Origin of the sequence: Roseospira navarrensis (assembly GCF_009601025.1) — a bacterium.
Classification (GTDB): Bacteria; Pseudomonadota; Alphaproteobacteria; order Rhodospirillales; family Rhodospirillaceae; genus Rhodospira; species Rhodospira navarrensis.
Genome location: NZ_WIVE01000068.1, coordinates 1 through 20,408 on the forward strand (window position 1 = coordinate 1; position 20,408 = coordinate 20,408).

Consider the following 20,408-nt stretch of genomic DNA (forward strand, 5'->3'; position numbering starts at 1 on the left):
CCCGTGCAATCCTGGCATGCATCGCCGGACTTATCTCGCCCAAACAACCAGCATGCATATCTAACGCAAACTGAGCCTATCGGATCGACATCCTGGCCTCCCCACGCGAAAGGCGACCTCCGCCACTGAAGGCCGTCACCATTGCCAATAGCGGACGCGCCTCTCTCCCCCTCAAACCTTCTCCCGCTCGGGGGAGTGCTCCTCCATCAGGGCGTTCAGGCGCGTCACGGCATCGCGGGGGCCGTCGGGCCAGGCCCACACCCCGGCGCTGACGGCCAGGAAGTCGGCACCCGCTTCGATCAGCGGCCGGGCGTTGTCGGGGCCGATGCCGCCGATGGCCACCACGGGCACGATCATGGCCTGGGCCCACCACTGCAGCAGGTCCACCTCGGCGCGGGTCTTCGCCTCTTTGGTGTCGGTCGGGAAGAAGGCGCCGAACGCCACGTAGTCCGCCCCGCCCTCGCCCGCTTCCATGGCCAGATGACGCGAGTCGTGGCAGGTCACGCCCACGATCCGGTCCGGGCCGACGATGCGGCGCGCCGCATCCAGGGGCGAGTCCTCCTGGCCCACATGCACCCCGTCGCAGCCGGTCTCCACCGCCAGATCCGGGCGGTCGTTCATGATGACCGCCACGTCCCGCGCCTGGGCCACGGGCACCAGCACCTCGGCGACGCGGCGCACGGTATCGTCGTCCACGTCCTTCAGGCGGAGTTGCAGGCAGGCCACGTCGCCGCCGTCCAGCGCCGCCGCCAGGGTCTCGGCGAAGGCGGCCGGATCGTCCAGGCGCGGCGGGGTGATGAGGTAGAGCCGGCAGCGGTCTTCTGGGTTCCGGGCGGATTTGCGGGCGGTCATGGACGGAGGCGTCTCCTGGACAGGGTCATTGGGCCGAAGACCTTACGCCCCTCCGCCCACCTGGTCCAGGAACGCCCGATAGCGCGCGATCACGGCGGCGCGGGAGAACGTCTCGGCCACCCGCTCGGCCCCGCGCCCCACCAACTGCGCGGCCAGATCCGGGCTGTCCAGCACCCGCCGGACAGCACGGGCCAGGGCATCGGCATCGTCCTTGGGCACCAACAGCGCATCCTCGCCGTCCGTGACGGTCTCGGCCGGGCCGTCCGAGTCCGCGACCACCAGGGGCTTTTCGTGTGCCCAGGCCTCGACGGTGACCGTGCCGTTGGGCTCGTAGCGGGAGGGAAACACCACCAGATCGGCGGCGCGCATCAGCGCCGTGCGGTCCGTGCGCCAGCCCAGGAAGCGCACCCGCTCGGCCACGCCCAGGGAGGCGGCCAGCGCCTCCAACGCGGCGCGGTCCGGGCCCTCGCCCGCGATCCACAGCCACGCCCCGGGGATGTCCGCCAGCGCGGTCAGCAGCACGTCCAGCCCCTTCGCCGGGTGCAGCCGCCCCAGCGCCAGCAGCAGCGGCACGCCGTCCGGCGTGGCGTGGTCGGCGCGCGAGACCGGGGCGGCCTCCGGGTCCACCTCGCAGAAGTTGGGGATGTAGTGCGTGCGCTCCGCCGGCCAGCCGCCCGCGATCATGTGGCGGCGGATGCCGGGGATGATGGCGATCAGGTGGTCGAAGCCCCGGTAGTACTTGAGGTCGTAATACCCGCCCAGCCGCGCCGCCCGCACCCATGGGCCCGGCGGCAGCTTCGCGGCGGCGCGGTTCATCCAGGACAGCGCGACGGTGGTGCCGTCGGCCCGCATCAGGCGGGCGAGCCGGCGCGGCGTGCGCAGGTCCAGCGCGCCGCCGAAGGGGGCGGTCTCCACCCGGCAGCCGGCGGCCCGCAGCGCGGCCACCCGGTCGGCATGGCCCCGGATCACCAGGGACTGGGGCACGCCCTCCGCCTGCAGCGCCGAGGCCAGCGTGGTGAAGAAGGTTTCGGCGCCGCCATGGGGCGCGCCGGCCATGACCTGGGTCAGATGCATCGGGCCGTCCGCTACTGTCCGGACATCGCCGTTTCGGGGACCGGCATGATCGCCTCCCAGCGGTGCAGCGCGTCCAGGCCATCCAGCATGATGCCGTCATAGCCGAGGTCCATGATGGCGGCGAAGAACGCGCCGATCTGGCTCTTCCACGCGGGGTCCCAGAAGGCCGTGAAGTACGCCCCCGGCCGCCCCCGGGCGGTGGCCTGCAGCCAGCGCGGATCGCCCAGGGTCCAGTCGGGCTGCCAGTAGTACGCCGTCTCGTGCGCCATGGCGATATCGAAGCTGGCGATCACCATGCGCCGCGCGCCCAGCTTCTTGTACTTCATGGCGGCCACGTCCTCGCGGCCGAATGCAATGTCCCCCAGCGCGAAGGGGTCGATGATGACGAGATCGTGGTTGGTGTCGCGCAGGGCGCCGACGATCAGGCTGGAGTCGCCGAAGGCCCCGGCGTCCTCCAGCACCATGACCGAGCGCACCTGATGCAGGCCGGAAACGTTGGCGGCGTTGCCGGGCCGGGGCCGTTCGGGCGGCACGGTGTTCAGGCGGCCGTCGGGGTCGGTGTCGGCGTGGATCATCACCCCGGCCGCATCGGCCAGACGGCGCGCCTCGGCCACGGTGTCGGGATCACGGCAATGATCGATGGAGATCAGCACCAGGTTCATGGCGGCCATCTCGGCCAGCGCCTCATCGCTCACCGGCGGCTCGCCGCAGAACTGGCCGTCCAGCATCAGGCCGTCCACGGCGTTGAGGAACCCGGCGGCGGGATCGCCCACCCCGGCGGCCGGACTGTCGGGCGGCACGACGGGGCGGCCGGCGGCGGCGGCGCGGGCGGCCTCCAGCACGGCCTCGCGCTCCGAGCGGAACACCAGCGGCGCACCGCCCCGCACCAGGATGGCGAAGCGGGGATCACGCTGGCGGGCGTAGCGCGCCAGCTCCTGCACGATCAGGCGCAGCTCGTGCCGCACGTCCGGGATCAGCGCGGGCGGCAGATGCAGCACCGGCTCGCCGGGATCGTTGGCGGCGGCGCGGCGGGCGGCGTCTTCGGCGGCGCGGTCGGACAGATAGCGGTCAAGCAGTCCGCCCCCGCCCGACCCCGACCCGCCCTCCAGCCCCTGCGGGTCCATGCCCTCCTGCTCGGGGGTCAGGCCCATGTCGCGCAACTGATCCATCAGATTGGAGGTGCCCAGGGGCAGACCCTCGTCCTGCTGCGCCCGGGCGGGCGAGCCCGGCCCGGCGGCGCCCAGAGCCAACACGGCCCCCAGGGCCAGGACCGCGATCCCGCGCCGGGCGCGGCCGTTGTTGCATGCCGTCATGCGGCCCACTCCTCCACCATCTCGGCGATGGCCAGACAACTGGTCAGGCCCGGACTCTCAATCCCGTACAGCGCCGTATACCCCGGCACCCCGGTATCCCGGGGCGACTGTATCAGAAAATCCCGCGCCGGTTCGCCCGGCGCCTGGATCTTCGGCCGCACCCCGGCGTAATCGGCCCGCAGCGCCCCGTCCGGCAGGTCCGGCCAGTAGCGCCGGATGCTCTCGACGAAGGCCGCCGCCGCCCCTTCCTCCACGGTATAGTCGAGGCGGTCGATCCAGGTCACGTCCGGCCCGAACCGGCCCTGCCCGCCCAGGTCGCGGGTGTAGTGCACCCCCAGCCCCGCCTGCCCCGGGACCGGATAGACCAGCCCGCGAAAGGGCGCCCGGCCGGTCAGGGCGAAGTAACAGCCCTTGGCATAGTACAGCGGCGGCACCGGCCGGGCCGGCACCCCGGAAATGCCGCGGCTGACCGCCTGCGCGCCCAGGCCGGCGCAGTTGACCACGCCGTCGGCGATCAGTCGCATGGGCTCGGCCCCGCCCACGTCCAGATCGATCCCGGCTTCGGTGACGCTACCGCCGGTCACGGGCGCGTGGACCGCCAGCATGGCCCCGGCGGCCTCGGCGTCGCCCAGCAGCGCCAGCATCAGCCCGTGACTGTCCAGGATGCCGGTGGTCGGCGAGTGCAGCGCGGCGATACAGTCCAGCCCGCCCGGTTCCATCGCCATGGCCTCGGCCCCGGACAGCAGCTGCAGGTCCACGCCCGCATGGGCGGCGCGCGCCTGCACGGCGCGGAGCTGGCCGACTTCGGCCTCGCCGCCCGCACGGGTCGCCACGATCAGCTTGCCGCAGCGGTCGTGCGGAATGCCCCGCGCCGCCAGATAGGGATAGAGCAGCGCCTTGCCGCGCACGCACAGGCGGGCCTTGAGACTACCTTCCGGGTAGTACACCCCGGCGTGGATGACCTCGCTGTTGCGGCTGCTGGTTCCGGTGCCGAAGGCCTCGGCGGCTTCCAGGATCACCACCTCGCGCCCCGCCTGGGCCAGCGCCCGGGCCACCGCCAGTCCGACCACGCCGGCCCCGATGACGATGCGCTCGACTCGTTCGGGCTGGCTCAAGGCGGGGTCCTCACCGGGGGGCTGGTGGTTTTCTCGGGCGCTGTACACCCCATGTCAGGGGGAGGCCGCGCCAGAGTGTGCGAAGCCGCCCGGTCCGGGTCAAGGCCGCGCGGCACCGGCGCGCCCAAGGCCGGGCGCGGTCCGTTCGGGTCCAGTATGGAGAGCCCCACCATGGTCCGTCTCATGATCCTCGGGGCCATCGCGGTTTCGATCGCCGTCGCGGGCATCGCATGGGGCCCCGCCCCGCTGACCGGCGGGGCCGATCCCCTGCACCCCGAGGCCCGCGCCGCCGATGCCCCCGACGTTCCGGTGGCCTGGACGCGCGAGTTCCCCAAGACCGACTTCTCCCGCCGGGCCGTGGCCCTGGACGAGATCCTGTCCGGCGGCCCGTCGCGCGACGGCATTCCGGCCATCGACGATCCGCAGGTCCAGCCCGTGGACCTGGTCCGCGCGGTGCGCGACCGCGAACCCGTCCTGGTGGTGGACCTGAACGGAGACGCCCGCGCCTACCCCCTTCAAATCCTGATCTGGCACGAGATCGTCAACGACACCGTGGGCGGGGTCCCGGTCGCCGTGACCTACTGCCCCCTGTGCGCCAGCGGCATCGTGTTCGAACGGACGGTGGACGGGCGCGAGCTCGACTTCGGCACCACCGGGCGTCTGCGCAAGTCGGACCTGGTCATGTACGACCGCCAGACGGAAAGCTGGTGGCAGCAGTTCAGCGGCGAGGCCATCATCGGCGGGCTGACCGGGACGCGCCTGGAGATGGTGCCGGCCGGGACCATGCCCATGGCGCGCTTCCGCGCGACCCACCCGGACGGCCGGGTGCTGGTGCCGGCGGATCCGGACCTGAGGCGGTATGGGGCCAATCCGTATGCCGGCTACGACACCGCCGCGCGGCCCATGCTGTACGACGGCGAGATGCCGCCCGGGATCGCGCCGCTGGCCCGGGTGGTGGTGGTGGGCGACACGGCGTACAGCCTCGACCTGATCCGGGACGCCGGAACGGTCCGCGTCGGGGATCTGGTGCTGCGGCACGTGGACGACATGGCCTCGCCGCTGGACCGCCCGCGGGTCTCCATGGGCCGCGACATCGGCGCGGTCGAGGTGGAGCGCGTAACCGGGACAGGCGCGCGGGAACCGGCCCGCCATCACATCGCCTTTGCCTTCGCGTTTCATGCCTTCCAGCCGGACGGCCGCATCGTGACGGAGCCGCCCCGGTGATCCCGCCGGAGCGCCGCCGGCGGATCAAGGCCGTTGATGCCGCCTTCCGCACCGGAGACATGGACGCACTGCGGCAGGCGCTCGGCGACCCGCCGGGCTTTCCGAACGCCATGGGCCAGCATGAACCGGCGCTGGGGGAGTCCGTGCTGGGCTACGCCCTGGCCTGGAGCCCGGTGCCGTTCGTGCGGCGCCTGCTGGCCATGGGAGCCGACCCGAGTGCGCCCGCCGACGACGGCTTCCCACCGCTGCACACCGTCCTGTCCCTGGACCGGCCGGACCGGCTGGAGCGTCTGCGCCTGCTGCTCGCGGCCGGAGCCGATCCGGACCAGCGCGGCCTCAACGACTGGACCCCGCTGCACCATGCGGTGTGGAACCGGGACCGGGAGGCCCTGCGCCTGCTGCTGGATCACGGCGCCGACCCGTCGCTGGCGGTGCGTCTTGACGATTTCACGACACCGCTTGAGGATGCCGAGGCGCTGGGCCTGACCGACATGGCCGAGACCCTGCGCGCGGCGGCCCCCCGAACACACCGGAAGGCTTGCGATGACTGAGCGGTCCCCCACCCCGTCGCCCGGGCCCGAGACGGCGCGGGCGAAACGGATCCTGGGCGCCAATCCGGACGCCTGGGACGCGGCCTACCGGGCCGACGAGTTCGGACGCCTGCACGGGCTGCGGGAATCGCCGCGCTACGGCGTGATCGCCGCCTGGCTGCGCCATCAGGTGCCGGACGACGGCCACGTGCTGGACGGCGGCTGCGGCGAGGCCGCCCTGTTCCGCCACGCCCTGCGGGACCGTTCCGGGGTGTCCTACACCGGGTTCGACCTGTCGGGCGTCGCGCTGGAGACCGCGCGCTCCGTCATCGGTCCCGAGGGGATGTCCCGCGCCCGGCTGATCCGGGCCGGGTTGGGCGATTTCGTCCCGCCTGATCCGGCCGAACGGTTCGACGCCATCGTGTTGACGGAGGTGCTCAGCTACAGCCGGGAGTCCATCTCCTGGCTGCCCCGCTATCGCCCCTGGCTGGCGCCGGACGGCGTGATGGTGGTGACGTTGCAGCATCCCCGCCGCCCGGACAGCGGAGCCAACGGCCCGTTCCGGGACATGCACGCGGCCATGCAGGGCGGCGACTGGACCGTGCTCGACAGCGTCACCCTGACCAACCCCCTCAGCCGCAATGCCTGGGACCTTTGGGTGTTCCGGTGAGCGTCGTGATCGTCCCGCCGGAGACCCCCTGATGCCCGATCCGCGCGTGGCCCTGGCCGTGTTCTGCGAGGACATCCGTCACGAGGTGGGCGGCAAGCACTCGCTGATGGGGGTTCTGGCCGGCCCGGTGACGATCACGGGGGACGGTCCGCCCACGCTCACCCGGCTCGCGGTGGCGGTCTGGCTGATTTGCGATGCGGGCGACCTGCCGGCGCACTGCACCATCACGGCCCGGCTGGCCCGGGCGGGCACCGGCCTGCTGCGCCACACGTTGCGACCCGCCGAGACGGGGGCAATCCCCGACGCCGACACCCGCAAGCAGATCGTGTTTTCCGCCGTCACCCTGCCGCCGTTCGACGTGCCGGAGTCGGACGTGCTGGAGGTGTGGACGGAGGCCGACGGGACGCCGATCCGGGCCGGCCGACTGCCGCTGCTGCATGCACCGGGAACGGCGGACGGGACCTGATCGGACCCCGGGACACGACCCGGGATGCGGCGGTCCGGGGAGTCGCGGCCCCCCGGGACGACACTCTCCTTTAGGGTGCGTGGGATGGGCCTCTCCGCCTTTGCGGGCGACCATCCACGACACAGGTCATATGCCCTTCCAATGCCCTCAAAGCCCCCGAAGGGCGCACAATCGCCAAGCCTGATCCCTTTGAACACCGCACCACGCCAAACGGCGTAGAACGAGTACCGCCTAAAGGCGGCCCCCTGAATCCTGAGGCAGCCAGATCCCGTCGGGGCACGACCCGGGCTTGATCCAATGGAAGGATCCCCTCATCCGAATTCCCCGACAAGAACCGGGGCCATGCGTTTTCGCAATTTTCGAGTCAATTTCTTTCCTGCCGACGGTATTTTGCAATTCTGCGACACGAATGTTATGGTGACACTTGAAACGTGGGGTCATCCCACGCGACCTGGCGCGGTGCTGGAACGGTCGAACAGAGGTCTGTTCCCGCGATCACGCGGACCGCTTGGGATACTCAGGGTTGGGAAGCGTTCATGCCCGGACGGAGGGACGGGCCAACCGTGGCGGGATCACCGAGCGTCGGGACGACTGCGGAGGTTGAACGCCATGCTGACCATGCAGGACTGCATCGCCTTCTGTGGCATGGACGCCGACGAGGTCGAAGCCCTCGCGGCGTCGGAACACCTGCCAACGGTGGTGGCCGCGGAATGGGCGGCGCGGGAACTGGGAGCCTCGGGTGGGCGCGCCCACGTCATCGAGATCCTGTCGGAACGCGCCGGGGAGGCGCGCCTGCGCGGCGATTTCGAAACGGCCGACGACCTGGACAGAATCATCGCGCGGGAACGCGCGGCCTTGACCAAAGACCGCTCCTGAAGGCGCAGCACGGGAGCGGATGCGCCCGGACAGGGATCGGAGTCGCTCGACGGGCGCGGAACACGGATGCAGACGGGGGCCACGGGGACCAAGGACCCGACCTGACCGGAGGGTCCAGCATCCGACCGTAAAGCCGAAGGCGGCGACTTCGGCGGGTGGACTCCGAATTCGACTGGAGGCAAACCGATGAGACTGGATCCGGAACGCATCAAGGCCCTGACGGCGTCAACGTCGAGCTATGTGGCGGCCATCGCCGAAAGCGAGGAACTGCTGCCCATGCTGGCCGCGGCCTGGACCGAGATGACCCTGCGCCAGCCCAAGGGGCACTTCACCATTCGCGAAGTGCTCGAACGCGCCGCCGAAAAGGCCGAGCGCCGGGGCGACCTGCAGACGGGCGAGCGCTATCGCAAGGCCCTGCGGGATTTCGAGGCCAGCTTCGCCCAGTCCACGCCGGAAGCGGCGCCCGCCGAATAGGCCCGGGCCGCGCCGCCGCATCCCGCCCGGCCTTCTCGGCCGGTGACCTGATGATTGACCCTGCGGAAAGCCTCCCTGGCGGTCCGATGCCCCGGCCCGATTTGGCCGGGGCTTTTTTTGGGTTCATCGTGGAAAATCGGGGTCGCGTGGTTTCTGGAGCGGCGCGACCACCCGAGACAACCCCTCCCCACCCCTCCCCATTCCATGGGGAGAAAGTCCGGTGGGCGCTGCGTACACCGGAACGCCTCCCCCATTCATGGGCGATCACGGTCACACATTTTTCGAACCGGAGCGGCCGTCTCCGGCAAGAGAATGAACCACCAAGACACCAGGATCACCAAGGGTTCGGCATCCCGCCCGACCGTTGCGGTTTCCGGCGACGAGTCTGGAGATTGAGACGCGCTGCTCCTGAAGCCCCGCTCTTGGTGTTCTTTGTGTCTTGGTGGTGAATGATCCGGCGCTGCCGGATCGTCCGGCGCCCTCGGGTTGCATCCGATACCCCGCCCAGGCACCAAGACCCGGTGGACCCATACGCCCGCCACACATCATCCAAAAGGGGCCATCATGATCGCATCCGACACGGACCCGCCCCCCCGTTCGCCCTGGACCACCCTGTCAGGGCGGGCCGTCTACGATAACCCCTGGATCGCCGTGACCGAACACCAGGTCCTGACCCCGGCCGGCACACCCGGCATCTATGGAGTCGTCCATTTCCGCAACGTCTCGGTCTGCGTGCTGCCCCTCATGGCGGACGGGACCGTCACCCTGGTCGGCCAGCACCGCTATCCCCTGAACGCCTTCAGTTGGGAACTGCCCGAGGGCGGCTGCCCCGTGGGCACCGCCCCTCTGGAGACGGGTCGCCGGGAGTTGCAGGAGGAAACCGGGCTGGTCGCGGCCCATTGGCACGAGGTGTTGCGCCTGCACCTGTCCAACTGCGTCAGCGACGAGGCCGCCGTCTCCTTCCTCGCCTGGGACCTGACGGAAGGGCCGAGCCACCCGGAAGACACCGAGCAACTGACCCTGCGCCGTGTGGCCTTCGCCGAGGCGGTCCGGATGGCCCAGGACGGCCGCATCACAGACGCGCACAGCGTCGCCACGCTGCTGCGCGTGCGGCTGATGGCGCTGGAGGGGTCCCTGGATGGCACGCTGCCGACAGACCTCACCCGCGCCCTTGCATATTAGAAAACAATAATGTATTGCCCCTGTCAGGGTTACGCCCATTGCGACAGGAACGAGGAACCGAAACCATGACAGAAACCGCCGCCACCGCTCCGACACCCCCGCAGGGTCCGGCGCATGCCAGCCGGGTCGGCGGCAACTGGCTGATGCACGTGCCGATCCCGCTGTTCGCGCTGGTCATGGGCACCGCCGGCCTGGGCATCACGTGGCGCAAGGCCCATCATGTGCTGGGCGTGCCGGCCGTGGTGGGCGAGGCCATCCTGGCGCTGGCCGGGGCCTGCTTCGTGGCCATCACCCTGCTGTATGCCTTCAAGTGGCTGCGCCACGCCGACGAGGTGCTGGCCGAGTTCAACCACCCGGTCCGCTCCAGCTTCTTCCCGGCGTTTTCCATCAGCCTGCTGCTGCTGGCCATCGCCACCGGCCCCTATTCGGAGGCCCTGACGCTCGGCCTGTGGGGCGTGGGCGCCGCGCTGCACCTGACCTTCACGCTGCGCCTGCTGGGCCGCTGGATCGTGCACAATCACCAGATCACCCACTCCAACCCGGCCTGGTTCATCCCGGTGGTCGGCAATGTGCTGGTGCCGCTGGCCGGTGTGCGCCTGGGGTTCACGGAAATCTCGTGGTTCTTCTTCGCCATCGGCATGGTGTTCTGGATCGTGCTGTTCACGATCGTGTTCTACCGCATCGTGTTCCATGACCAGATGCCGGCGAAGTTCATGCCGACCCTGTTCATCCTGATCGCGCCGCCGGCCATCGGCTTCCTGTCCTACGTCTCGCTCAACGGCGGCGTGGTGGACGGGTTCGCGCGCGTCCTGATCTACGTCGGCCTGTTCATCACGCTGCTGAACTTCAGCCTGATCCGCCAGTTCCTGCGGGTGCCGTTCTTCGTCTCCTGGTGGGCCTACACCTTCCCCATGGCGGCGATCTCGGTGGCGGCGATGGAGTTCCACCACCTCAACGGCTACGACGAGATGGCCGTGATCTGCGCCACGCTGGTGGTCATCACCACGCTCGTCATCACGACGGTGTTCGTCCGCACCCTGGTGGCCCTGGTGCAGGGCAAGCTGTTCGTGCCGGATTGAGCGCCGGACGGCATCCAACACAAAAGCCTCATGACGGCACATCGGGGTCGCGTGGTTTCTGGACCGGCGCGGCCCCCCCCGAGACAACCCCACCCCACCCCTCCCCATTCCATGGGGAGGGAGTCCGTCTGGCGTCTGGTGGACCGGGCCCCCTCCCCCATTCATGGGGGAGGTTGGGAGGGGGTTCAGGCTCAATGCGCGACGCCAGCAGGGCCCTTATGGTCCCCGGTATTCCGTGATGAACAACAAAAAAGCCCCCCGACCACAACCGGGCCGGGGGGCTTTGTCGTTCGGAAGCGTCGCGTCCGGACGCCGGCCGGTCAGACCGGCGCGTCGGTCTGCGCGGGCGGCCCTCCCGCCGGAGCCCCGCGCTGATCGGTCTGCGACTCCTGCAGGCCCATGGCCAGATTGCGATTGATCGAGATCAGGATATCCAGGTCGCTGCCGACACAGGACCGCGACGCCTTGGTGGTCTGTTTGTCCACGAAGATGCTGAGGCTCATGATGTTGGCCTTGATCGGCGCCGGCAGCTTGTTTTCCGGGTCCGTGATATCGGCCTGAAGGATGGTCCAGAACAGCTGATTGAACCGCAGCGCCTGCTGGAACAGGGCCGTATCCTCAGGCTTGTTCTTCGCCTCTTCCATCATGACCGAGGCCTTGATGAAGGCCATCGCCTCCGCCTGCCGCGGCGTCATCTGCTGTCGCTTCTGCGCCGTCTGGTAGGCTTTCAGCTGATTGTGGGCCATGGCTCGCCATCTCCGCTTCGTAATCGATGAGCCTTTTGCAGATTTTCAGGGCCTTGTAGTGATCGCCTTCGATGATCCGTTTCGACATCTCGGTGGACAGTTCGACACCGCGGTCATCAACGGACATCTCGATGATGTGGTTCAACAAGGAGCCATAAAAATCGTGAAATCTCACCTCTTGATCGGGGTTGAGGTACATATTCAGGATCAGGTAGTAGATCTGTTTTGCCGGCGTATCCGCTTCCTCTTTTTTCATCACGTCTTTTTGACGGACGACCGGGACGCGATTGTGGATCACCAACTCGGCCTTGCCTGAGCCGTTGGAGATGACCGCCGACCCAATGATGACCTTCTCATTGGGCTTCAACGTGATCTTGAGAGGCATGGTAGCGCACGCAGGTTGACAGATCGTTACCGCACGGACCCGTGCACGGGACCCCGTGGCCCGTCATCTGAGACTATGACTCATCCGCGGGAGACACGCCAGCATTGCCGCCCGACCTTCACCCCGCGCCGGTCGGCCCCGGACGGCGACGCCGCAGGATGTAGCTGTCCATCACCCAGCCCCGCCGGGCCCGGCGCTCCCGCAGCGTTTCGGCGATGCGGGGCGCCGTTTCGGGCAGCGGACCGGACAGCAGCACTTCGTCCGGCGCGCCCACGTCCGCCCCCCAGTAGATGTCCAGCCCCGGGTCCGATGCGAGTCGCGCATAGGCGTCCCGCGTATCCAGCATCACGACGCTGTTGGTGACCGCGCCCGCATCATCGGCCACCGCCTCGATCTGCCGGCCCGTGGTGATGGTGATGGACTCGCCCACCCGGTTCAGCGGCAGGCGATGGCGTGCCGTCAGCGCCTGGACCGAGGTGATCCCGGGGAGGACCTCCACGGCCAGATCGGGCCGGTCGCCCGTCGCCATCAGCTCGTTCAGGGACTGCAACGTGCCGTCGTACAATGTGGGATCGCCCCAGACCAGCACCCCGGCGGACTCGCCGTCGGCCATGTCTTCGTCGATCAGCCCCGCCAGCACGTCGGTGCGGCGGCGACGCCAGTCCTCCACCGCCCCGGCATAGTCGGCGGCCGCCCGGTCGCGGGCCGGCGTGTCGGCGCGCGCGATGCGATAGGGCCGGTCGCCGGCATGACGGGCCAGAATCTCCTCGCGGAAGCGGATCAGGCTGTCGCGCCCCTCGCCCGCCTTCTCCAGCAGGAAGAACACGTCCATCCGCCCGATGGCCTTGACGGCGGCCAGGGTGAGCGCATCCGGGTCCCCGGGGCCGATGCCGATCAGCCAGACCGTTTTCATGCGTCGCACTCCTTGCGGACGGACCAGAGGGTGACGGGCCGCAGGGGGCGCCAGCCCTCCATCGCGCCCAGCGGCTCGGCATGCGCCACCGAAACCCGGGTGAGGTCGCCGCCCCACCGCTCCCGGACGCCGACAAGCGCCACCTCGCCGGCCAGGCTCACCGCGTTGGCGACCAGACGGCCGCCGGGCTTGAGCGCGGACCAGCAGGCCTCGACCAGGCCCGGGGTGGTCACCCCGCCGCCCACGAACACCGCGTCGGGCGCCTCCAGACCGTCCAGGACGGCCGGCGCCCGCCCCTCCACCACGACCAGGCCGGGGACCCCCAGAGCCTCCCGGTTGCGCAGGATCAGGGCGCGGCGGTCGGCCCGCGATTCGATGGCGATGGCCCGACAGCCGGTCTCGGCGCGCATCCACTCGACAGCCACCGACCCGCACCCCGCGCCCACGTCCCACAGCAGCGCACCGGGCGCGGGCGCCAGCCGGGCCAGCGTCAACGCCCGCTGGTCGCGCTTGGTCAACTGGCCGTCGTGGGCGAAGGCGTCGTCAGGCAGTCCCGGCAGGCGCGGCAGAGCCTCGCCCGGCCCCGCGCAGGCCAGCGCGATGACGGCCAGATCCGCCCCGGGCGGGTGGGACCAGGTCCCGGCGCGGCCCTCCAGACGGCGTTCGCGCGGCCCGCCCAGGTGCTCCAGAACCACCATGCGACTGTCCCCGAAGCCCCGCCCGGCCACCAGCGCGGCCACGGCGCCCGCCGTTGCCCCGTCGGGCACCAGCAGCAGCAGGCGCGCGCCCGCGCGCAGGTGAGCCTGCAAGGTCGCCAGCGGCCGGGCGTGCAGCGGCAGAACGGTCGCCTCGTGCAGCGCCCAGCCCATGCGGGCCGCCGCCAGGGTCGCGCAGGAGGGCGCGGGGAAGACCACCATCTCGGCGGGCGGAACCCGACGGGCCAGACTGGCCCCGACCCCGTGGAACATGGGATCGCCGCTGGCCAGCACACAGACCGGCGCGCCGCGCAGCGCCTGCACCCGGTCGAGCCCTTCGGCGAAGGGCGACGGCCACGACTCGCGCTGTTGCCCCGCGACCGGAGGCAAAAGGTCAAGGTGGCGCGCGCCGCCGATCACGAACGGCGCCGACAGCACCGCGCGCCGCGCCGCCGCGCCCAGGCCGTCCAGGCCGTCCTCGCCGATGCCGACCACCGTCAGCCAGGGGTCCGTCATGCCTCACCCGTCCTGCTCACCGTCTCCCGCGTCGTGGCGGGGGTGATACGCGAGCGGACCGGGCCCGGCAAGGGCGCGCCGTGACCCCAGCCCCGCCAGCCCCGCCAGCCACGCCAGGGCGGCGGTCCCGTCATGAACCGCGGGCACACCCTTCGGCCGGGGCGGACGGTCGATCATCACCACGGACACGCCAAGAGACCGCGCGGCCATCAGCTTCGCGCGGCCGTCCGCCCCGCCGCTGTCGCGGCAGACCAGCACCGTCACGCCGTGATCGCGCAACAGGGCGGCCTCGTCGGCTTCGTCGAACGGACCCCGCGCCACGATGGGAACCGCACACGGCAACGGCGTGTCCGGGCCGAGCGGATCGACGGAGCGCACCACCACGCGGGCCGTCTCGTCCAGTCCCGCAAACGGCGCCAGGGCCTGCCGCCCCAGGGCCAGGAACACGGACCCCGCGCCCGCCACCGCGCGGGCGGCCGCGGCCTCGTCGGGCACGCGGGTCCAGCGGTCCCCGGCATCGGGATCCGCCGTCCACCCGGAGCGCTCCAGGCGCAGCAGAGGCACACCGACCACCGCGCAGGCCCGGGCGGCGTTGGCGCCCATGCGGGCGGCGAAGGGATGGGTGGCGTCGATGACGGCGACCGGCCCGGTATCCGCCAGATAGGCCGCCAGCCCGTCCGGCCCACCGAACCCGCCGGTTCGCAGGTCCCCGGGGGGCCGGCGCGGCCCGTCCGTGCGGCCCGCCAGCGCGGTGACGGGCCACCAGTCGCCCGACGCCGCGAGGAACCCGGCCAGGGCGCGGGCCTCGGTCGTCCCGCCCAGGATCAGGACACGGCGCGTGGACTCAGCCGATGACTCAGGCAATCCGGCAGACATCCTCGAACGCCGGGCGGGGCGAGCGCGGCGGCAGCCTGGCGGGGTCGCCGTATCCCAGATTGACCAGGAAATTGGACCGCCACGTGGAGCCCTCCAGGAAGGCGGCGTCCACCTCGGCATTGTCGAACCCGCTCATGGGACCGCAGTCCAGGCCCAGCGCCCGCGCGGCCATGATGAGATAGGCCCCCTGCAGGGTGCCGTTGCGGAAGGCCGTGGTCTCGATCAGAGAGTCCTTGCCCTCGAACCACGACCTGGCGTCGGTGTGGGGAAACAGGGTCGGCAGGGTCTCCGGGAACGCGAGGTCGTGGCAGACGATCACCGTCACCGGCGCGGTCCTGGTCTTTTCCTTGTTGCCCTCCATGAGGCAGGGCTCCAGGCGCGCCTTGGCCGCCGCGCTCTTCACGAACACGAACCGGGCCGGCTGGCAGTTGGCGCTGGTCGGCCCCATTTTCACGAGGTCGTGCAGGCGCTCCAGCGTGGCGTCGTCAACGGGCCGGTCCTGCCAGTGCGCATGCGTCCGCGCCGTGTTGAACAGCATGTCGAGCGCGGTGGAGTCGATCTCCGGCATGAAGGGGTCTCCCGTCGTCTGGTCGGTCGGTCCGTCGGTGGGGGGGGGCACCGGGCGTCGCGCCGGCCCGAAGGGATCACATCACCGCTTCGACCGCCTCCACCTCCGGCACGTAGTGGCGCAGCATGTTCTCGATGCCGTGCTTCAGCGTCGCCGTGGAGCTGGGGCAGCCCGAACACGCGCCGCGCATATGCAGGAACACCACGCCGTCGCGGAAATCGTGGAAGATGATGTCGCCGCCGTCCTGGGCCACGGCCGGGCGGACCCGGGTGTCCAGCAGTTCGCGGATCTGACGCACCACCGGACTGTCGGCCTCCGGCGCGTCCTCGTCGTTGGCGCTGTCCAGCAGGATGGCCTCACCGGCGGTGTAATGGTCCATGATGGACGCCAGCACCATGGGCTTCAGCACCTGCCAATCGGCCGCGTCCGCCTTGCTGACCGCGATGAAGTCCGAGCCCAGGAACACGGCCGCCACGCCGTCCAGCCGGAACAGGCGCGCGGCCAGGGGCGAGCGCGCGGCGTCGGCGGGGCTGTCGAACTGGGCGGTCCCGGCGCCCAGCACGGCCTGACCGGGCAGGAACTTCAGGCTGGCCGGGTTGGGGGTCTGCTCGGTCTGGATGAACATCGTCGGAATCCTTCTCACAGTCTCGCGCACCGGGGGGCGGGGACGGTGAGGCCGTCCGCCGTCCGAAAGATGGTCCGTCGGGGCGCGTTAATCAAGACTGATTTGGTCGGGTATCGGCGCACCGGCGGCGCGCAGCGGCGCACGGCCCTTGTCCTGACCCGTTTGTCCTGACCCGTTTGTCCTGACCCGTTTGTCCTGACCCGTCAGGAACAAGGTCGGGAACCCTCAAGGATCGCGCGTCTTGCCCGCCTTGGTGAGGTCGGCCAGATAGCCTTCCCACCGCGCATTCCGGGTCACCGCGAGGTCCCACAGGTAATCCCAGCTATAGATCCCGGTGTCGTGCAGGTCGTCGAACAGAATCCGCACGGCGTAATGGCCGATGGGCTCCAGGTCCATGATGCCCACGTAGCGCCGCCCGCCCACGACCTGCCGCTGGTCCGGCGCATGGCCCTGCACCTCGGCCGAGGGACTGAACACCCGCAGGTATTCGGCGGGCAGCACGTGCACCGTGCCGTCCGCATAGCTCAGGGTCAGGGTCCGGTCGGACCGGCTGACGGCGATGTCCGTGGGCACCCGGCTCGCACCGGCGCCGACGCCCGGCGCCCCGCCGCTCATGCCGCCGGTTCGCCCTGGCCGGGATCCGGCTCGTCCAACCGGCGGGCCTCGTCGATCAGCATGATGGGCACGCCGTCGCGGATGGGATAGGCCAGCCCGGCCTGACGGCTGACCAGTTCACGCCGCTCGCGGTCGTACTCCAGCGGTCCCTTGCCCAGGGGGCAGACCAGGATCTCCAGCAGGCGGGGGTCCACCAGCAGGTCCTCCGTATCGAGCGCGCCGGACTCGGGGGCGGGGGGGATCTCGGAATCGGTCATGGACAGTCCTCGATATCTTCAAAAGGGGAAGCCGTTTGCTCGGCCCCTGATACACCGCTCCGCGCGGGAAGACTACTGCGGAGCGGACCCGCCGGACGAGGACGCCACCGCCCCCATCTCCAGCAGCGCGAGCATCAGGTCGGCCCGGTCCTGGGGCGTATCGGCCTCCAGCAGCGCCTGCTTCTCGCGCGGCTCGAACGGGCAGACCATGGCGAGCGACGTCAGCAGCGGCCGCATCTCCACGTCCTTCATCACGTCCCAGTTGAAGGACAGGCCGTGACGCGACGCAAACGGCTTGAGCAGCGCGAACAGCCGGTCCCGGTCCACCGTGGCCGGCCGCGCCTCCTCCAGGTCCTCCGGATACGGCGTGTAGTCGGCCACCGCGCGCCGGTAGCCCCGGTACAACGGCAGCTCCTCGGCAATCCGGAAGCGGTTCAGCCCCAGCAGCGTGATGGTGATGCGCTTGTCCGGCATCTCGTCGAACGAGACGATGCGGCCCAGGCAGGCCACGTCATAGACGGCGGGGTCCGCCTCCTCCGCCTCGCCGGCGGCCTGGCGCGGCTGCACCATGGCCATCATGCGCCCGGCGGCCAGCGCATCCTCGACCATGCTCAGGTAGCGCGGCTCGAAGATGTTCAGCGGCAGCCGGCCGCCCGGAATCAGCAGCACGCCGGTCAGCGGGAACACCGGCACGGTGCGGGGCAGTTCGTCGAAGCGAGGCTGGAAGGCGCGGACCATGCCGACTCCCGTGGCGCGATGGTGGGACGAGCCGTCCGGCCGGGTCAGGAAAAGATCAGCGACGACAGGCGGCGCCGGCCGGCGGCGGCCACCGGATCGCCGGGGCCCAGGGCCTCGAAGATCTTCAGCAGGCGCTGACGGGCGGCATCCTCGTTCCAGGCGCGGTCGCGGCGGTAGATCTCCAGCAGTTCGTCGATGGCCGCCCCGGCCTGATCGCCGGCATAGAGCGCATTGGCGAGGTCGTAGCGGGCCTGGTGGTTGTCCGGATCGGCCTCAACGGCCGCGCGCAGTTCGGAGACCGGCCCGGCCCCTTCCTGGGCCAGCTCCAGCTTGGTCTTGGCCGCCACGATGTCCGGATCCTTGAGGAAGTCCTCCGGCAGTTGCGCCAGGATCTGCGCGGCCTCGCCGGTCTGACCGTTGGCCACCAGGGCGCGCAGATAGCCGCCGATGGCCTTGGTGTTGCCCTGGTCCCGCTCCAGGATCTGGCGGTACATCATCAGGGCGCCCTCGAAGTCGCCGCCGTCCAGGGCCTGCCTGGCCTCCTCCAGCGCGGCGTCGACGGGATTGGCCGCGCCCCCGGTCAGCCCGGACAGGAACTGCTTGAGCTGGCTTTCCGGCAGCGCGCCCGCGAAGGCGTCCACCGGCTGGCCCTGCTTGAAGCCGTAGACGGTGGGCACGGACTGAACGCGAAGCTGCGCGGCCAGTTGCTGGTTCTCGTCCACATTGATCTTCACCATGCGCACGGCGCCATTCAACTGCCGGACCAGCTTCTCCAGCAGGGGGCCCAGCGAGCCGCCCGGACCGGCCCGGGGCGTCCAGAACTCCACCACCACCGGCACGGACTGGGACGCCTCGATGACGTCCTGCATGAACGTCTCGATGTTGCCGTCCTTGATGAGGTCGCCGCCGCCCGTGGGGGCCGAGGTGCCGACGGTGGTGCCTTCGCCATCCAGAATCAGTGCCATCGTGGGTTCCGTCTCATGCTGCGGGAGGAAGGGATCGCCGGACCGGGGGTCCTGCTCGACGCCGGGAGCGCGCCGACGGTCCGGCCTGCGGCCGGGCGCCAGCACGTCCGCGCACATACTTGGTTCGAATGGCCCGCCGAAGCAAGAGTTGGTGGGCGTGTGCGGCGCCCCCCGGGGACGTTCGACACGACGAGGCGGCTTCGCGCCCGACGGGGAGACGCCGCGCCGCCGGGGTCCGGGGGCGGGTCGGCAGCGGCCCGTCCGCCCTCCCCCACCGGCCACCCCGACCGTTCCCGGGGCGTCCCGACTTTTTTTGGGGCGCGCGCAAATTCGGTGTTGCAAAGCCGCGTTCGGCGAGTATAGTCGCGCACCTCGACGGGGGGCGCCCCACCGGCCAGACGGACCGGGGATCAGCCTTCCGACCCAGGATGCGGGCGTAGCTCAGGGGTAGAGCACAACCTTGCCAAGGTTGGGGTCGTGAGTTCGAATCTCATCGCCCGCTCCAGTTTCTCTCGATGATCGAGACGGTCAAAGCGGCTCCCGGCGGAGCCGCTTTTTTCGTGCGCGAACCCCGGGGACGCATGGGGGAAGCAGGCGGGGGACGGTTCGCGGACTGCCTTCGGTCCGATCGGCACAGGGTCGGTGACCCTCCGACCTCCGACGCATTAGGGTCCGCCACGCCTTGCCCCGGATTCCCCGGCCGAGGCGCCGTGCGACCTGTCAGGCGAATACCGTCGCATCACAAACGGTGGGATCCCAGAACCGTTCACCCGGACCATCACCCCGGTCCAACGGCGCCAAGCCCTCTGACCGGCTTGCCTGCGGCGGCGCCCGCCAAAGGTGCCCGCACTTTCGCTTTACAATCGCCGCCGCTTTTGTTCCCCCATAGCGTGTGTGGCTCTGTCCTTCCGCCGTCCCGTTCGCCGCGCGGCATCGCCGGGGCGCGGCATCGGCCGGCAGGGCGGGCACGCCGGCCTCGGGGTCCGGCGCGCCGCCCCCATCCGTCACGGATCCGGCGCAGGGCGGGTCCGTCCGGGCGGAGTGGTCGCGGTTGACATCCGCTCCGACCATTCGTGAGGTGGCGGGGTTTCCAGGCCCTTGGCCTGTCCCCCGCAGAGGAGTTCCGCCCGCCATGAGCCGGTTCATCACCGATCTTCCGCTCGACGCCCCCGGCACGCTGTCGGCCGCCGAAACCATGGCCGCGGTCAAGGCGCTGCTCGGCGCCGCTTCGATCGATGACGCCGGGCGTTCGATGGCCGCCGCGCGTCCCGCGGTCCCCACACCCTGAAGCGGAGCAGGACCCATGGGGACTCTGAAAATGTTGGATCGCGTCACGTCCGACGACGGGCGGGCGACCTTGTACTTCGAAACAACCATCGGCGGCCGGGATGGCGGTGAACTCTTTCGACTGGAAGTTGCTCCGTGCCTGGAAGACGGACAGCCGTTCATCTGCCGGATAGAGACAGCATTTGTGACTCCGTTTTACGAACTGGGCAAAGCAGAAAAAAAGGCCTAAAGGGCTTATCCCTTTGAGTCCGGGACCACATCATGTGGTGACAGGTGGCCTGAAACGGCGTAGAACATAACGTGAACGCACGCCATTTCCGGAGCCCGACCATGAGCAAGTTTCCTCGATCCCTGCTCGAATTCCAGC

25 protein-coding genes and 1 tRNA gene are annotated in these 20,408 nt (G+C 70.2%); 11 read left to right on the forward strand and 15 right to left on the reverse strand.

The annotated features are described in order from the left end of the window. Positions 1 to 171: 171 nt before the first annotated feature. The 4 genes from thiE to GHC57_RS16145 are packed head-to-tail and all read right to left on the reverse strand — an operon-like array spanning position 172 to position 4,354. Complete coding sequence (thiE, locus tag GHC57_RS16130) at positions 172 to 852, reverse strand: thiamine phosphate synthase (protein WP_153346120.1); 681 nt, start codon at positions 850 to 852, stop codon at positions 172 to 174. Positions 853 to 894: 42 nt separating this feature from the next. Further along, positions 895 to 1,926: a glycosyltransferase gene (locus tag GHC57_RS16135; RefSeq protein ID WP_153346122.1), complete on the reverse strand. Its 1,032-nt coding sequence runs from the start codon at positions 1,924 to 1,926 to the stop codon at positions 895 to 897. 11 nt (positions 1,927 to 1,937) lie between these two features. After that, positions 1,938 to 3,239 carry a hypothetical protein gene (locus GHC57_RS16140; RefSeq protein WP_153346124.1) on the reverse strand — a complete coding sequence of 434 codons (1,302 nt, stop codon included), beginning with the start codon at positions 3,237 to 3,239 and terminating at the stop codon, positions 1,938 to 1,940. Beyond that, positions 3,236 to 4,354, reverse strand: coding sequence for an NAD(P)/FAD-dependent oxidoreductase (locus GHC57_RS16145; RefSeq protein WP_153346126.1), 1,119 nt, complete (start codon positions 4,352 to 4,354; stop codon positions 3,236 to 3,238). The genes GHC57_RS16140 and GHC57_RS16145 overlap by 4 nt, the downstream gene beginning before the upstream one ends. A gap of 171 nt (positions 4,355 to 4,525) precedes the next feature. Here GHC57_RS16145 and GHC57_RS16150 point away from each other — a divergent pair, with 171 nt between their 5' ends. The 8 genes from GHC57_RS16150 (at position 4,526) to GHC57_RS16185 (ending at position 10,855) form a co-directional block, all read left to right on the forward strand. Continuing rightward, on the forward strand, positions 4,526 to 5,578 hold the full coding sequence (locus tag GHC57_RS16150; protein ID WP_246152393.1) for a DUF3179 domain-containing protein: 1,053 nt from the start codon (positions 4,526 to 4,528) through the stop codon (positions 5,576 to 5,578). Then, on the forward strand, positions 5,575 to 6,129 hold the full coding sequence (locus GHC57_RS20090) for an ankyrin repeat domain-containing protein (protein WP_211369224.1): 555 nt from the start codon (positions 5,575 to 5,577) through the stop codon (positions 6,127 to 6,129). Before GHC57_RS16150 ends, GHC57_RS20090 begins: the two co-directional genes overlap by 4 nt. Then, entirely contained in the window at positions 6,122 to 6,778 is a 657-nt protein-coding gene (locus GHC57_RS16160) for an SAM-dependent methyltransferase (protein ID WP_153346128.1), read from the forward strand. The genes GHC57_RS20090 and GHC57_RS16160 overlap by 8 nt, the downstream gene beginning before the upstream one ends. Before the next feature lie 31 nt (positions 6,779 to 6,809). Then, entirely contained in the window at positions 6,810 to 7,244 is a 435-nt protein-coding gene (locus GHC57_RS16165; protein ID WP_153346130.1) for a hypothetical protein, read from the forward strand. Between the two features lie 609 nt (positions 7,245 to 7,853). Beyond that, positions 7,854 to 8,120 (forward strand): hypothetical protein, encoded by a 267-nt coding sequence (locus GHC57_RS16170; RefSeq protein WP_153346132.1) that lies wholly within the window; start codon positions 7,854 to 7,856, stop codon positions 8,118 to 8,120. 186 nt (positions 8,121 to 8,306) lie between these two features. Beyond that, positions 8,307 to 8,594, forward strand: coding sequence for a hypothetical protein (locus tag GHC57_RS16175; RefSeq protein WP_153346134.1), 288 nt, complete (start codon positions 8,307 to 8,309; stop codon positions 8,592 to 8,594). A 564-nt stretch (positions 8,595 to 9,158) separates the two neighbouring features. Then, entirely contained in the window at positions 9,159 to 9,776 is a 618-nt protein-coding gene (locus GHC57_RS16180; protein ID WP_153346137.1) for an NUDIX domain-containing protein, read from the forward strand. A 65-nt stretch (positions 9,777 to 9,841) separates the two neighbouring features. Further along, a complete protein-coding gene (locus GHC57_RS16185; protein WP_153346139.1) occupies positions 9,842 to 10,855 on the forward strand; it encodes an SLAC1 anion channel family protein in 1,014 nt (337 codons plus the stop codon). A gap of 320 nt (positions 10,856 to 11,175) precedes the next feature. On the opposite strand, the gene flaF is transcribed toward GHC57_RS16185, so the two are convergent. From flaF to GHC57_RS16240, 11 genes are all read right to left on the reverse strand, one after another. After that, on the reverse strand, positions 11,176 to 11,550 hold the full coding sequence (flaF, locus tag GHC57_RS16190; RefSeq protein ID WP_246152395.1) for a flagellar biosynthesis regulator FlaF: 375 nt from the start codon (positions 11,548 to 11,550) through the stop codon (positions 11,176 to 11,178). Then, a complete protein-coding gene (locus tag GHC57_RS16195; RefSeq protein ID WP_246152398.1) occupies positions 11,474 to 11,986 on the reverse strand; it encodes a flagellar biosynthesis repressor FlbT in 513 nt (170 codons plus the stop codon). Before GHC57_RS16195 ends, flaF begins: the two co-directional genes overlap by 77 nt. A 118-nt stretch (positions 11,987 to 12,104) precedes the next feature. Beyond that, positions 12,105 to 12,899 (reverse strand): precorrin-6A synthase (deacetylating), encoded by a 795-nt coding sequence (gene cobF / locus GHC57_RS16200; protein WP_153346143.1) that lies wholly within the window; start codon positions 12,897 to 12,899, stop codon positions 12,105 to 12,107. Next, on the reverse strand, positions 12,896 to 14,110 hold the full coding sequence (gene cbiE / locus GHC57_RS16205) for a precorrin-6y C5,15-methyltransferase (decarboxylating) subunit CbiE (RefSeq protein ID WP_153346145.1): 1,215 nt from the start codon (positions 14,108 to 14,110) through the stop codon (positions 12,896 to 12,898). Before cbiE ends, cobF begins: the two co-directional genes overlap by 4 nt. Before the next feature lie 3 nt (positions 14,111 to 14,113). Then, a complete protein-coding gene (locus tag GHC57_RS16210) occupies positions 14,114 to 14,974 on the reverse strand; it encodes a cobalt-precorrin-6A reductase (protein WP_246152400.1) in 861 nt (286 codons plus the stop codon). After that, positions 14,967 to 15,554, reverse strand: a complete 588-nt coding sequence (locus GHC57_RS16215) for a malonic semialdehyde reductase (protein ID WP_153346149.1) — start codon at positions 15,552 to 15,554, stop codon at positions 14,967 to 14,969. The genes GHC57_RS16210 and GHC57_RS16215 overlap by 8 nt, the downstream gene beginning before the upstream one ends. A gap of 76 nt (positions 15,555 to 15,630) precedes the next feature. Further along, positions 15,631 to 16,179, reverse strand: coding sequence for a NifU family protein (locus GHC57_RS16220; protein ID WP_153346151.1), 549 nt, complete (start codon positions 16,177 to 16,179; stop codon positions 15,631 to 15,633). 225 nt (positions 16,180 to 16,404) lie between these two features. Next, positions 16,405 to 16,794, reverse strand: coding sequence for a gamma-butyrobetaine hydroxylase family protein (locus tag GHC57_RS16225; protein ID WP_153346153.1), 390 nt, complete (start codon positions 16,792 to 16,794; stop codon positions 16,405 to 16,407). Further along, positions 16,791 to 17,051 (reverse strand): Trm112 family protein, encoded by a 261-nt coding sequence (locus GHC57_RS16230; protein ID WP_153346155.1) that lies wholly within the window; start codon positions 17,049 to 17,051, stop codon positions 16,791 to 16,793. The genes GHC57_RS16225 and GHC57_RS16230 overlap by 4 nt, the downstream gene beginning before the upstream one ends. Positions 17,052 to 17,123: 72 nt before the next feature. Beyond that, complete coding sequence (locus GHC57_RS16235) at positions 17,124 to 17,789, reverse strand: LON peptidase substrate-binding domain-containing protein (RefSeq protein ID WP_153346157.1); 666 nt, start codon at positions 17,787 to 17,789, stop codon at positions 17,124 to 17,126. A 44-nt stretch (positions 17,790 to 17,833) separates the two neighbouring features. Beyond that, complete coding sequence (locus GHC57_RS16240; RefSeq protein ID WP_153346159.1) at positions 17,834 to 18,754, reverse strand: thioredoxin family protein; 921 nt, start codon at positions 18,752 to 18,754, stop codon at positions 17,834 to 17,836. A 430-nt stretch (positions 18,755 to 19,184) separates the two neighbouring features. Here GHC57_RS16240 and GHC57_RS16245 point away from each other — a divergent pair. From GHC57_RS16245 to GHC57_RS16255, 3 genes are all read left to right on the forward strand, one after another. Beyond that, positions 19,185 to 19,259: transfer RNA gene (locus GHC57_RS16245), tRNA-Gly, on the forward strand. Positions 19,260 to 19,886: 627 nt separating this feature from the next. Next, entirely contained in the window at positions 19,887 to 20,042 is a 156-nt protein-coding gene (locus tag GHC57_RS16250; RefSeq protein ID WP_153346161.1) for a hypothetical protein, read from the forward strand. Positions 20,043 to 20,057: 15 nt separating this feature from the next. Further along, complete coding sequence (locus GHC57_RS16255; RefSeq protein WP_153346163.1) at positions 20,058 to 20,270, forward strand: hypothetical protein; 213 nt, start codon at positions 20,058 to 20,060, stop codon at positions 20,268 to 20,270. The last annotated feature ends 138 nt before the right edge of the window (positions 20,271 to 20,408 follow it).

What these genes read in the sequence shown, in the direction of transcription:
- thiE (WP_153346120.1), bottom strand. Translation starts at nt 852, where the DNA reads ATGACCGCCCGCAAATCCGCCCGGAACCCAGAAGACCGCTGCCGGCTC.
- GHC57_RS16135 (WP_153346122.1), bottom strand. Translation starts at nt 1,926, where the DNA reads ATGCATCTGACCCAGGTCATGGCCGGCGCGCCCCATGGCGGCGCCGAA.
- GHC57_RS16140 (WP_153346124.1), bottom strand. Translation starts at nt 3,239, where the DNA reads ATGACGGCATGCAACAACGGCCGCGCCCGGCGCGGGATCGCGGTCCTG.
- GHC57_RS16150 (WP_246152393.1), top strand. Translation starts at nt 4,526, where the DNA reads ATGGTCCGTCTCATGATCCTCGGGGCCATCGCGGTTTCGATCGCCGTC.
- GHC57_RS16160 (WP_153346128.1), top strand. Translation starts at nt 6,122, where the DNA reads ATGACTGAGCGGTCCCCCACCCCGTCGCCCGGGCCCGAGACGGCGCGG.
- GHC57_RS16165 (WP_153346130.1), top strand. Translation starts at nt 6,810, where the DNA reads ATGCCCGATCCGCGCGTGGCCCTGGCCGTGTTCTGCGAGGACATCCGT.
- GHC57_RS16170 (WP_153346132.1), top strand. Translation starts at nt 7,854, where the DNA reads ATGCTGACCATGCAGGACTGCATCGCCTTCTGTGGCATGGACGCCGAC.
- GHC57_RS16175 (WP_153346134.1), top strand. Translation starts at nt 8,307, where the DNA reads ATGAGACTGGATCCGGAACGCATCAAGGCCCTGACGGCGTCAACGTCG.
- GHC57_RS16180 (WP_153346137.1), top strand. Translation starts at nt 9,159, where the DNA reads ATGATCGCATCCGACACGGACCCGCCCCCCCGTTCGCCCTGGACCACC.
- GHC57_RS16185 (WP_153346139.1), top strand. Translation starts at nt 9,842, where the DNA reads ATGACAGAAACCGCCGCCACCGCTCCGACACCCCCGCAGGGTCCGGCG.
- flaF (WP_246152395.1), bottom strand. Translation starts at nt 11,550, where the DNA reads ATGACGCCGCGGCAGGCGGAGGCGATGGCCTTCATCAAGGCCTCGGTC.
- GHC57_RS16195 (WP_246152398.1), bottom strand. Translation starts at nt 11,986, where the DNA reads ATGCCTCTCAAGATCACGTTGAAGCCCAATGAGAAGGTCATCATTGGG.
- cobF (WP_153346143.1), bottom strand. Translation starts at nt 12,899, where the DNA reads ATGAAAACGGTCTGGCTGATCGGCATCGGCCCCGGGGACCCGGATGCG.
- cbiE (WP_153346145.1), bottom strand. Translation starts at nt 14,110, where the DNA reads ATGACGGACCCCTGGCTGACGGTGGTCGGCATCGGCGAGGACGGCCTG.
- GHC57_RS16215 (WP_153346149.1), bottom strand. Translation starts at nt 15,554, where the DNA reads ATGCCGGAGATCGACTCCACCGCGCTCGACATGCTGTTCAACACGGCG.
- GHC57_RS16220 (WP_153346151.1), bottom strand. Translation starts at nt 16,179, where the DNA reads ATGTTCATCCAGACCGAGCAGACCCCCAACCCGGCCAGCCTGAAGTTC.
- GHC57_RS16225 (WP_153346153.1), bottom strand. Translation starts at nt 16,794, where the DNA reads ATGAGCGGCGGGGCGCCGGGCGTCGGCGCCGGTGCGAGCCGGGTGCCC.
- GHC57_RS16230 (WP_153346155.1), bottom strand. Translation starts at nt 17,051, where the DNA reads ATGACCGATTCCGAGATCCCCCCCGCCCCCGAGTCCGGCGCGCTCGAT.
- GHC57_RS16235 (WP_153346157.1), bottom strand. Translation starts at nt 17,789, where the DNA reads ATGGTCCGCGCCTTCCAGCCTCGCTTCGACGAACTGCCCCGCACCGTG.
- GHC57_RS16240 (WP_153346159.1), bottom strand. Translation starts at nt 18,754, where the DNA reads ATGGCACTGATTCTGGATGGCGAAGGCACCACCGTCGGCACCTCGGCC.
- GHC57_RS16250 (WP_153346161.1), top strand. Translation starts at nt 19,887, where the DNA reads ATGAGCCGGTTCATCACCGATCTTCCGCTCGACGCCCCCGGCACGCTG.
- GHC57_RS16255 (WP_153346163.1), top strand. Translation starts at nt 20,058, where the DNA reads ATGGGGACTCTGAAAATGTTGGATCGCGTCACGTCCGACGACGGGCGG.